Origin of the sequence: Hydrogenophaga sp. 70-12, from assembly GCF_001897365.1 — a bacterium.
GTDB classification, from domain to species: Bacteria; Pseudomonadota; Gammaproteobacteria; order Burkholderiales; family Burkholderiaceae_C; genus Hydrogenophaga; species Hydrogenophaga borbori.
In genome coordinates this window covers 1-7,229 of the sequence record NZ_MKSS01000333.1, presented here as the reverse complement: position 1 = coordinate 7,229, position 7,229 = coordinate 1, and the positions used below count along the sequence as shown (strand labels likewise).

The window sequence follows — 7,229 nt, the reverse complement described above, 5'->3', positions numbered from 1 at the left end:
ACACGCGCTGCGGCGGCATGCCTTCCTGGATGAGGGCGCGCGTGACCGTGAGCGCGCGCTGCGCCGAGAGCTCCAGGTTGTCGGCGAAGCGCTGGTTGCTCGCCTGCACCGGGCGGTCGTCGGTGAAGCCGCTGACCATCAGCATCTCGTCGCGCTCGCCCAGGTAGACCTGCAGCGGCGGCACCAGGCTTTTCAGGATCTGCCGCCCCTCGGGCCGCAGCTCGTCGGAGTTGAGCGCGAACAGCACGCTGCCGCTGATGCCGATGCGGCCGTTGTCCAGCGTCACGCGGCCGTTCTGCAGCGGAATGGCCAGGGCCTTCTCCAGGGCCATGCGGCGCTGTTCTTCCTGTTCGCGTTTGCGCACCTCGGCCTGCAGGCTGTTCACCAGGTCCATCTGCACCACGAGCACGCCGACGAGGATGAGCACGAAGGCGCCCACCAGGCCGGACATGAGGTCGCCGAACACGGCCCACACCGGCGCGCCGTGCCCGCCGCCCTCGGTGTCGTCGGGGCGTTCGTCCAGGCCGGCCATCATGCGGCCGTCCCCCCGGGCGGCGCGCGCAGGCGGCGCAGGTCTTCCACGATGCCCTGCTGCGCGCTGATGCTGAGGTCGATCACCTCGCGGGCCTGGGCCACGTAGTAGGCGAGCTGCTCGTCGCTGCGCGCGACCGATTGCGTGACGGCGCCCTCGACGCGCTGCAGGCTGTCGATGAGCGCCTCCTGCGAGCGGCTGAACAGCGCCACCCCGTGGTTGAAGGCCTCGCCCAGGCTGGCCAGTTCGATGGCGCTGGCGCCGACCTGCGCGGCCACCTCGTCGGCGCGCACGGCCTGCGCCCCCACGGTGTCGGCGAACTGGCGGCCCACCCGGTCGAGCACGGCGCCGGCCGAGCCGACCAGCGATTCGATGGCCGCGCGCTGCTCGGTGGTGGCCTGCTGTACGGACTGCAGGAGGGCGTCGATGTGCTGCATCAGCGTGGCGCGCTCCTGCAGGGCGCTGTTGTCGCGCTCGGTGAGCTGGCTCATGTCCTGGCGCAGCCGCGCGATCACCTCGGCGGCGGCCCGGGGCGCTTCGGCGGCCGTCTCGATCAGGCGCGCCAGGGGCGCTTCGAGCGCGCGGGCCAGGCTGGCGAGCTGCGTGGACAGCTGCTGAGTCAGCGAGGCCTGCAGCTCGCCCAGCCGCTGCACGGCGGCCTCGCCGCGCGCCGCCTCTTCGCCGCGCAGGCCGGCGAGTTCCTCGCGCCAGCGGGTCGCCGTGTCCTGCAGGGTCTGCGCCACGGCCTGCTGCTGCGCCAGGGTTTGCGCCCCGAGCCGGCGCCATTCGTCCTGCAGGGCCGTGGCCGTGTCCTGCAGGGCGGCGGCCCAGGCGGCCTGGCGCTCGCGCTCGGCCGCGCTGTGCTCGGCCTGCGAGCGGCCCAGCGTGTCCTGCACCTGGGCGAGCAGGGCGCCGCTGCGCTGCTCGAAGGTGGTGGTGAAGGCGACCAGCGCCTGGTCCAGGCCCTGCAGCTGCGTGCGCACCAGGGCGTCGACGCGCTCGTGCTGCCGCGTGGCTTCCTGGGTGAGGGCATTCATGGCCTTGTCCACCGCGGCCTGCAGGCCTTCGCCAGCGGCCCGCGCGCTGGCGTCCAGGCTGTGGCGCAGCGACTGCTCCACCGAGCGGGCCAGCCCGCCGTAGGCCTCGCCCGACGCCGCCAGGAACTGGGCCTGCCGCGCCAGCAGCTGCTCGTCGAGTTGCTGGCTGCGCTGTTCGATCCGCTCCATGAGCGACTGCAGCCGGTCCGCCACCGCGGGCAGGGCGCTGGCCTGCTGCTGCAGGGCGTCGACGGTGGCCTGGCGCTGGTGCGCGAGCGAGAACGGGCGCAGCACCGTGGCCGCGCGCGCGTCGAGCTGGCGCGCCGCCTCGGCGCGCTCGCGCCGGGCAATGGCCGACATCAGGCCCAGCATGGCCGAGGTGGCCACGCCCACCACCGAGGTGCCGAAGGCCAGGCCCAGGCCCTTGATGGGCGCGGCCAGCGCCGAGCGGATGGCCTGCAGGTCGGCCGAGCCTTCGAGCGTGAACACCACGCCCTTGAAGGTGAGCACCATGCCGAGGAAGGTGCCGAGCATGCCCAGCATCACCAGCAGGCCGATGAGGTAGGGCGTGAGCGCCAGGCCGGGCAGGGCGCCGCGCTCGCTTTCGATGCGCTGGCGCACCGCGTCGCGCAGGGGGAGCGGCACGCGGGCCAGCCAGTCCTCGAGCGCGGCCAGGGGCTGGGGCACCTGGGCCAGCGCCTGGGACAGCGCCGCGGTGGCCTGCCGGTAGCGCCGGATCTCCTGCGCGCCCATGAGGTACACGCCGCCGATGAGCGCGGTCATGGCCAGGGCCAGGCCGCTGGACCCCACGAAGCCCGCGCCGATCCAGACGACGGACAGCAGGCCAAGGACGAAGGCGGAGACGAAGAACAGTCGGGTCACGGAAAGGCGGTTCACGGGGTGTCGATGGAGGGGGAAACGCGGGACTGTCCCAGCGCTTCGATCATGCCGGTCACCGGCTGCAGGCGCAGATCGAGTTCGGCGAGCAGGGCCTGCCGCAGCTCCTGCTCGAACACCGCGGGCCAGGCGTCTGACGGGGTCTGGCGCAGCTGCTCGAAGCGCGCCTTGAGAAAGGCGGGCACGCCGGACAGCAGCCGCTGCTCGCGCCCGCCGATCAGCTGGTCCAGGGTGGCGTCCAGCGCGGCCAGCCGCGCCAGCCGGGGCGAGGCGGCGGCCAGCGCCTGCCGAACATGGGCGCGAAAGGCGCCGATGCCGGTTTCCATGCGGCGCTGCTGGTCGAGGTAGCGCTGGTGGATGGTGCCGAAGTGGCTGTCGTCGGCGCCGATCGGTTGTCGGGGCGGCGCGGCGATGCCTTGCTGCAGCGTGGTGCGCAGGCCCTGTAGCCCGGCCCGCAGCTGGGCGGCGTGGGTGCGGCCGGGCGGGCGCGGTGGCGCCGCCGCCGAAGGCAAGGCCTGGTGGGCCGCGTGCAGGGCGATGGCGTCGCGCACGTCCAGCCATTCGGCCAGGCGCTCGGCCAGGTCGCGCCGGGGGGCCTCGGCCGGCGCGGGCAGGTACCCGGCGAGCTGGCGCACCAGGGCGGAGCGGTGGGATCGGCTGCGCAAAACGGTCGGTGGCGCCCTCGGGGGCGCGGGGGTCTAACAGGCGGGTGAATGGGGGGCGCGAGCGCCCCGCATTGTCCTCTACCCGGGCGCGGGGCCGGATGGCGAGGCCGCGCCGGTGCGCGGGCCGCTGGCGCTAGGCGCCGCGCAGGCTGCGCCCGCTCAGGGCGTCGCGGATCGGGGTGGGCCGGTCGAGGCCGCCCAGGGGAAGGTCGAGCAGGGCGTCGAGGTCCGCGTCGGCGAACTGTTGCCACAGTTCGTCCACGCTGCGGGCGGCGGGTTGGCCGTGCCGGTTCGCGCTGGTGGACACCAGCGCGCCGCCGACGGCCCGGCACAGGTCGGCCGCCGGGCCATGGGCGGTGACGCGCACCGCGATGCCCTGGTGCGCGCCCGCCACCACCGCGGGCGCGCTCGCCGCGCGCGGCAGCACCCAGGTGTGGGGGCCGGGCCAGGTGGCGCGTACCTCGGCCAGCGCGCCGGGGGCCAGCCGCGCCCAGTCCACGAAGGGGCCGAACTGCGCCTCGCTCGCGGCGATGAGCAGGAAGCCCTGCGTGGTGGGGCGCCGCTTGAGCCGGTAGAGGCGTTGCACCGCCGCCGTGTTGAAGGGGTCGCAGCCAAGGCCGAACACCGCCTCGGTGGGGTAGGCGACCACGCCACCGCGGCGGACCGCGTCGGCCACCGCCTCCAGGGGCGCGGGCGAACGCCGCCGGCTCAGAGGTCGTGCCCCAGGAAGTCCCGCAGCTCCTCGGTCTGGGGGTGGTCGAGCACGTCCGCCGGGCCCACCTCCCAGACCTTGCCCTGGTGCATGAAGACCAGCTGGTCCGCGATCTTGCGGGCGAAGTTCATCTCGTGCGTGACCATCACCATGGTCATGCCCTTGTCGGCCAGGCCTTCGATGACGCGCAGCACCTCGCCGGTGAGCTGCGGGTCGAGCGCGGAGGTCACCTCGTCGAACAGCATCACCTTGGGTTGCATCGCGAGCGAGCGGGCGATGGCCGCGCGCTGCTGCTGGCCGCCCGACAGCTGCTCGGGGTAGGCGTCGAACTTCTCCGACAGGCCGACCTGGCCCAGGCACTCCTGGGCGAGTGCGATGGCCTGCGCCTTGCCCAGCTTCTTCACGCTGCGCGGCGCGAGCATGATGTTTTCGCCGATCGTCAGGTGCGGGAACAGGTTGTAGCTCTGGAACACGATGCCCACGTCCAGGCGCAGCTGGCGCAGGTCCAGCGTGGGGTCGGTGAGCACGTGGCCGCACACCTGGATGTGGCCGCGGTTCACCTTTTCGAGCCGGTCGATGCAGCGCAGCGCGGTGCTCTTGCCGGAGCCGGACTTGCCGATGAGCACCGTGACCTCGCCGCGCTTGACCTGAAAGCTCACGCCCTTGAGGACTTCGATCTGGCCGAAGCTCTTGTGCACATCGCGCAGCACCACGATGTCGTTCGCGGAATCGGCGGCGCCGGCGGCGGTCGGGACAAGGTCAGTCATAAGGTCTTCTTTCATGGGGAAAGCTCACGCGCTGCGCATGCCGCGCGCCATGCGTTGCTCCAGCCGCCGGCTCAGGGCCGACAGCGGATAGCAGAGCAGAAAGTAGATCAGCGCCACGACCACGAAGGTGATGAAGGGCTGGAAGGTGGAGTTGTTGATGAGCTGACCGGCCCGCGTCAGGTCGACGAAGCTCACCGCCGACGCCAGCGAGGTGTTCTTGACGATCTGCACCATGAAGCCCACCGTGCCCGGCGTGGCGTTGCGGATGGCCTGCGGGATGATCACCTTGAACATGCGCTGCGTTCGGCTTAGCGCCAGGCACTCGGCCGCCTCCCACTGCGCCTTGGGCACCGACTGGATGCTGCCGCGCCAGAACTCGCCGAGGTAAGCGCCGACCCAGATCGTCATGGACAGCGTGGCCGCCATCAGCGGCGACACCGCCAGGCCCAGCGCCGGCAGGCCGAAGTAGCCCGCGAACATGATCACCAGCAGCGGCACGCCCTGGACGATCTGGATGTAGGCCGCCGCGATGGCGCGCAGCCAGGCGAAGCGCGAGACGCGGCACAGCGCGATCAGCAGCCCCATCAGGCCGCCGCCGATGAAGGCGCAGGCCGACAGCGCGACCGTCCACAGCGCGCCCTGGAGCAGGAATTGAACGTGGACAAGACCAAAGGTGGGCATCGTTCTGTCTCCCTTCAGAGCGGCGTGCCGAGGCGGCGGCGGCGCGGAAAGATCACCAGGCCGAGCAGCCAGAACCCGAGCCGCATGACCAGCGCCAGGCCGAAGTACATGAAGCCGATCGTGATGTAGGTCTCCATTGGCCGGAACGACACGCCCTGGATGTAGTTGGCGTTGCCGGTGAGCTCGGCCACCGAGATCTGCGAGGTGATGGAGGAGGCCAGCATCAGCAGGATGAACTGGCTGGTGAGCGAGGGGTACACGCGCTCCACGGCCGGGCGCAGCACCACGTGCCAGTACACCTGGGCGCGCGACAGGCCCAGGCACTCGGCCGCTTCCCATTGGCCCGCGTGCACCGAGTTGAAGCCGGCGCGCATGATCTCGCCCGTGTACGCGCCCACGTTGATGGTGAGCGCGATGATGGCCACCGAGAAGGCGCTCATCGTGATGCCGACCGAGGACAGGCCGAAGAAGACGAGGAAGATCTGCACCAGGAACGGGGTGTTGCGGATGCCCTCCACGTAGCCCGCGCACAGCGCCGACAGCCAGCGCACGCTCGAATTGCGGCCGATGGCGCAGAGCGTGCCGATCACGAACCCCAGCAGGGTGGCGGCGGCGGCCAGCTGCAGCGTCACCAGCGCACCGTCCAGCAGCATCGGCCATCGTTCGAGGATGGGAGTGAAGTCCAGGGTCACCGTCGTGCCTCCGATGGGGTTGCCCGCGCGCGCGGGATCAGGCCGAAACGGCGGGCGCCTTGCGGTCGCCGAACATCAGGCCGGCCGCCCGGAAGCCGCCGTCGACGTTGAGCGTGTGGCCCTGCACGTAGCGCGCTTCGTCCGAGCACAGGAACACGGCCGCGTCGCCAATTTCCTCGGGTGTGCCGTAGCGCACCATGGGCACCAGGTAGTTGTAGGCGCTGCGCGTGGCGGCGTCGTGCGCGGTCGCGGCCATCTCGGTCTCGATGGCGCCGGGCGCGATGTTGTTCACGTTGATGCCGTGCGGCGACAGCTCGACCGCCATCACCTTGGTGAGCAGCTCCAGGCCGGCCTTGGCCGCGCCGTAGGCGCCGCGGCCGTTGCCGCCGCGCTGGCCCGAGAGCGAGGCGATGTTGATGATCTTGCCGCCGTGGCCCTGCGCCACCATGCGCCGGGCGCAGGCCTGCGCCACGATGAAGGCGCCGGTGAGGTTGATGGCGATGGTGCGGTTCCAGTTCTCCAGCGTGATGTCCAGGAACGGGGTGTTGCCGCCGATGCCGGCGTTGTTGATGAGGATGTCGAGCCGGCCGAGCTGGGTGGTGACGTCCTTGAGCAGCGTCTCCACCGAGCGCGGATCGGCCACGTCGACCACGAAGCCATGGGCCTGGGCGCCGGCCTCGCGCAGCTTGGCGGCCGCGGCGTTGGCGCCCTGGGGGTTGATGTCGGCGATGGCGATGACGGCGCCCTGGCGCGCCAGGGCCGTGGCGATGGCGAAGCCGATGCCGCGGGCACCGCCGGTGATGAGGGCGATCTTTGCTTGCAGTCTCATGGAGGGTCCTGTGGTGGTGAGGGTGGGCGGCGGCTCAGTGCTTGTCTCTGACCGCGGTGAAAAAGTCGGGGGCGCCGGTCTGGCCGCCCTTGAGGGCGATCTCCAGGCCGTCGATGGCGGGGTCGGGCGAATGGGCGCGGCACAGCGGCACGCCCGGCGACAGCGGCGCGATGGCGGTCAGCGCGTCGATGCCCAGGCGCGAGGCCGCGTGGCTGGAGGTGTCGCCGCCGGAGATGACAACGCGCCGCAGGCCGCACTGGCGCACCAGGGCGTTGAGGATGTCGCCGAGCGCGGCGCCGAGCCGGTCGTTGACGGCGGCGATCGGCGTGCCACTGGCCCGCACGGCCTCGCGGAACGCGGCCACGCGCGGATCGTCGGGGCCGGTGGCGGTGAAGACCAGCGGGTCGCGGCCCCGCG

9 protein-coding genes are annotated in these 7,229 nt (G+C 72.0%); all 9 read right to left on the bottom strand.

Annotated elements, in window-relative coordinates; translation table 11 throughout:
• On the bottom strand, nt 1–532 hold a 532-nt coding region (locus BGO22_RS17360; RefSeq protein ID WP_286851957.1), incomplete at its 3' end, for an OmpA family protein.
• A complete protein-coding gene (locus BGO22_RS17355) occupies nt 532–2,466 on the bottom strand; it encodes a coiled-coil domain-containing protein (RefSeq protein WP_286851956.1) in 1,935 nt (644 codons plus the stop codon). The genes BGO22_RS17360 and BGO22_RS17355, both read right to left, overlap by 1 nt.
• Complete coding sequence (locus BGO22_RS17350; protein WP_286851954.1) at nt 2,463–3,131, bottom strand: DUF3348 family protein; 669 nt, start codon at nt 3,129–3,131, stop codon at nt 2,463–2,465. The genes BGO22_RS17355 and BGO22_RS17350 overlap by 4 nt, the downstream gene beginning before the upstream one ends.
• Before the next feature lie 133 nt (nt 3,132–3,264).
• Nucleotides 3,265–3,807: an L-threonylcarbamoyladenylate synthase type 1 TsaC gene (gene tsaC, locus BGO22_RS17345; RefSeq protein WP_286851953.1), complete on the bottom strand. Its 543-nt coding sequence runs from the start codon at nt 3,805–3,807 to the stop codon at nt 3,265–3,267.
• A 32-nt stretch (nt 3,808–3,839) separates the two neighbouring features.
• Nucleotides 3,840–4,610 (bottom strand): amino acid ABC transporter ATP-binding protein, encoded by a 771-nt coding sequence (locus tag BGO22_RS17340; protein WP_070400945.1) that lies wholly within the window; start codon nt 4,608–4,610, stop codon nt 3,840–3,842.
• 24 nt (nt 4,611–4,634) lie between these two features.
• Nucleotides 4,635–5,291 carry an amino acid ABC transporter permease gene (locus tag BGO22_RS17335; protein WP_286851951.1) on the bottom strand — a complete coding sequence of 219 codons (657 nt, stop codon included), beginning with the start codon at nt 5,289–5,291 and terminating at the stop codon, nt 4,635–4,637.
• Between the two features lie 14 nt (nt 5,292–5,305).
• Nucleotides 5,306–5,944 (bottom strand): amino acid ABC transporter permease, encoded by a 639-nt coding sequence (locus tag BGO22_RS17330; RefSeq protein WP_070400947.1) that lies wholly within the window; start codon nt 5,942–5,944, stop codon nt 5,306–5,308.
• 76 nt (nt 5,945–6,020) lie between these two features.
• Complete coding sequence (locus BGO22_RS17325) at nt 6,021–6,812, bottom strand: SDR family NAD(P)-dependent oxidoreductase (protein WP_286851949.1); 792 nt, start codon at nt 6,810–6,812, stop codon at nt 6,021–6,023.
• Between the two features lie 34 nt (nt 6,813–6,846).
• On the bottom strand, nt 6,847–7,229 hold a 383-nt coding region (locus BGO22_RS17320), incomplete at its 5' end, for a nucleotide-binding domain containing protein (RefSeq protein WP_286851947.1).